At 37.1% G+C, this 3,188-nt stretch carries 6 protein-coding genes; 1 reads left to right on the forward strand and 5 read right to left on the reverse strand.

Annotated features, from left to right (window positions below; genetic code table 11):
- From Q0200_RS04240 to Q0200_RS04260, 5 genes are all read right to left on the reverse strand, one after another.
- Positions 1 to 640, reverse strand: a 640-nt coding sequence (locus tag Q0200_RS04240) for a DEAD/DEAH box helicase (protein ID WP_297938120.1), incomplete at its 3' end; no start/stop codon positions are given.
- A gap of 397 nt (positions 641 to 1,037) precedes the next feature.
- The gene (locus tag Q0200_RS04245; protein WP_297938123.1) at positions 1,038 to 1,451 is read right to left on the reverse strand and encodes a prepilin-type N-terminal cleavage/methylation domain-containing protein; all 414 of its coding nucleotides are present in this window, start codon (positions 1,449 to 1,451) and stop codon (positions 1,038 to 1,040) included.
- Positions 1,452 to 1,813: 362 nt separating this feature from the next.
- Positions 1,814 to 2,317, reverse strand: a complete 504-nt coding sequence (locus Q0200_RS04250) for a prepilin-type N-terminal cleavage/methylation domain-containing protein (RefSeq protein ID WP_034964562.1) — start codon at positions 2,315 to 2,317, stop codon at positions 1,814 to 1,816.
- Between the two features lie 131 nt (positions 2,318 to 2,448).
- Complete coding sequence (locus tag Q0200_RS04255) at positions 2,449 to 2,673, reverse strand: hypothetical protein (RefSeq protein ID WP_002946662.1); 225 nt, start codon at positions 2,671 to 2,673, stop codon at positions 2,449 to 2,451.
- Between the two features lie 7 nt (positions 2,674 to 2,680).
- Entirely contained in the window at positions 2,681 to 2,914 is a 234-nt protein-coding gene (locus Q0200_RS04260; protein WP_002946661.1) for a hypothetical protein, read from the reverse strand.
- Between the two features lie 67 nt (positions 2,915 to 2,981).
- Between Q0200_RS04260 and Q0200_RS04265 the strand changes: the two genes are divergently transcribed.
- Positions 2,982 to 3,188: DEAD/DEAH box helicase family protein (locus Q0200_RS04265; RefSeq protein ID WP_297938130.1), on the forward strand; the 207-nt coding region annotated here is incomplete at its 3' end.

The following is a 3,188-nucleotide window of genomic DNA, read 5'->3' on the forward strand; positions in this document are numbered from 1 at the left end:
TTATTTCGCGGCTCTGAAATTTTTGCAGGATCTCGCCGCGCTTTTTCGGCGTTATTTTTGAGTGCCAAACGCCAAATTTCTCGCCGAAGTAGCTTTTTAGTCGTTTCGTCATTTGAGGCGTTAGAGAGATTTCAGGCATCAAAAGCAAAACCTGTCGGCCGGCAAGCAAATATTCGCGAATGAGCGAAAAATAAATCTCGCTTTTACCGCTTCCCGTATCGCCGAAAATCAAACTCGTTTTATGGCTCTTTGCAAAATTTAGCGCCTCTTGTTGATTTACATTTAGATTTGGAGTTTTAAAATCGTTTTGCTCGTGCTTTATGACACCTACGTTTTCATCCGACGGAGTAAAAATATCTACTGCTAAAGAGCAGTTTACAACGTAATAGCGAGAAATAAAATTTAAAAGAGCAATTTGAATTTCAGTTAACTTTTGCGTACAAACTTCAGAAATCTCAGTCGTTTTAAAGATCGGCTCACCGACTTGCCTCAAAACATATCCTAAAGCCTTTTTGCCTCTAATTTTCACTATAACGGCGCGAAAAGGATATAAAATTTCGGTCGAATGGTACGTTAGCGGCTCCAACCTTAGTCCGCTTAGTAAAATTTCATAGTATTTTATTTCATTAGTATCGAACACAACTTATCTTTCGTCTCACAGCAAAACAAACTATGCTTATTAATTATAATTATCTGCAAAGTACTATCAAAAAACCCACTACAGACATTATGCACTAAAAAAATCCAATTTACACTCATTATATTTGCAGAAAAAGCATTGACTAGAATATTTTTAATACTTAAAATTTGTATTTTTGTTTTATACATACTCGCATGTTCTTTAACGATAAAATCTTTGAATATTTCGTTAAATAAATTTGCAGAAAAAAAATCGGCTATAATTGGGTGATTACAGCCGACATTATTTTGGTATTTGATGTTAATTAAATTTTGGGTAAATTGCGTAATTTTAAACAAAGAACAACAAACAAGCAACTTTAAAACTAAGCTAATTTTAGTTACTTTACAATAAAACATTACTCCGTTAAGGCCGCACAAAGGCTATCGGTTTTAGGACAAGTAAAAGCACCGTTAGTTATGTTATACGTAAATTCGGTAGACTTGCCTCCGAGAGTAAATTTATACTTATCTCCAGACTTTGACCATCCGCTCTTTGTATCGACTTTTATGCCGCTTTGAAGAACGTTTTCAAAGAGAAGCCCTGTTGTGCTACCTGTCTTTTCAAGTGCGGGGTACGTAAAACTACCCGTTAGCATATTAGTATTGTACGCATTCATAACTGCACTTTTTATAGAAGCTATATCCGATCTAGCTCTTGTTAAGACAGCATCATCTCTAGTAACAAATAATTTTGGTACCGCGATACCGGCCAATATACCTACAATAACTATCACGAAAATAAGTTCCATCATTGTAAAACCACGTCTCACGCCACCACTCCTTTTACAATACGCGAAAACAACATAATGCTCATCTACAGTGACGCTTGGGTTTATTCTCGTCACAGCATACTCATGCGTATTGCTTATAAAAACAAATTCTATTCTAAAGTCGCAATCAAATGAATAACAAATGCCGCTTAATGCAACATTAGCACCATTGTATATGCATCTAGCACGTTTGTCATAATCTTTTTATATTGTTTGATATATCTATACTTACATATCAACAATTAACTATTCTGTATTGCCTACAAATAAAACAATAACCGTATAAATACAAAAACCCAAGTCTATACCTGAGGCAAAACTTGGGTTTCACTGAGCATTTCTAAACAAAAACTCTAAGCAAATTAGAATTTAACGTTTATACCGCTGATTGCGACTTCGCCTGCACCGCTATCTATAACAGCACCTGTTTGTTTGTGCGAAAATGAGAATTTGCTCTTAAGTAAAGCATCGACGCTTTTGCTAGCTATCACTTTTTGGCATACTGGAGCAGAATTATCAGCACCTTGTTGTATTCTTAAATGAGCTGGTTTGCCTGTAGTAGCATCAACATTTGGCACCAAAGTAACTCTTATGCATCTTTTACCGGCAGCTACGATATCATCAGCAGTGCCGACTCCGCCTGCAGCAAGCTGAACATTTGTCATACCACTTAATTTTGGACTAAATTCCCCTTGTGAAGTATAGAAAGCACCTAAATCACTAATCAATGTTGTAAGATTTGTCGCAGCTTTTGCTATCTCTGCATCATCGCGAGTTGCAGTTAGTCTTGGGATAGCGACAGCAGCTAGAATACCTAAAATAACGATCACGAAGATCAACTCAATCATTGTAAAACCTTTTCTCATACGAGACTCCTTGTGTTTATTCTGCATACACTTATGCAGTCGGCGGGATTATATAGTTAATTAGCTTAAAAACACATTAAAAAGAAAGATTTTTGTATAAACGCGTGTAAAAAAGTAATATATAATAAATTTTAACTTATTTCTTTACTTACTTTTTGAGCCAAAGAGCGCAGATCGCGCTCCTGCTGATAGTTTTCATAGCATTTTTGGACAAAGGCGCTTAGTAGCTCTTTGACGTCGAGATACTTTTTGCCTCCGGTAAAGGTCTCCCACTCTTTTTCAAAATTTTGGGCAAAGTCGTCCTCGAGACTGATGTTGTAGAATGTGGAAGCTATTTTTACCGTTATTTTTTTCATCGTTTGCTTATTTTCCCAGTACCGCTTCGATCTTGCGGATAACGTCGTCGCTCTCGGTATTTTTGGTTCTCAGATCTTCTTCTAGGCGTGCGATTTGGTTTGTTTTTGCTTCGTTTTGGGCTTTGACGCTGATTAGTTCGTTGCGTAGAGACTCGTTTTCTTCGCAGATTTCGTTATATCTAGCTAGCAGGTCGTTTACCTTGTCGGTTAGGGTGTTTAGTACTTTATCGTTATCAAACATCTTTTTCCTTAGTTTTGGTATAATTTTACGTAATTGTAACAAAAAAAGCTGATTTTTAAGGTAAAAAATGAAAAATTTTGAAATTTCGTCCAAATTTAGCCCGAGCGAGGATCAGGCCCGCGCAGTCGCTAACATCGTAGCCTCCGTAAGATCTGGCAACAAATATCAAACGCTTTTAGGCGTCACGGGCTCGGGCAAGACCTTTACGATGGCAAACGTCATACGCGAGCTAAATATGCCAACGCTAATCATGACGCACAACAAATCCCTCGCA

It is taken from the genome of uncultured Campylobacter sp., assembly GCF_938045225.1.
In the GTDB taxonomy this organism is placed as follows: Bacteria; Campylobacterota; Campylobacteria; order Campylobacterales; family Campylobacteraceae; genus Campylobacter_A.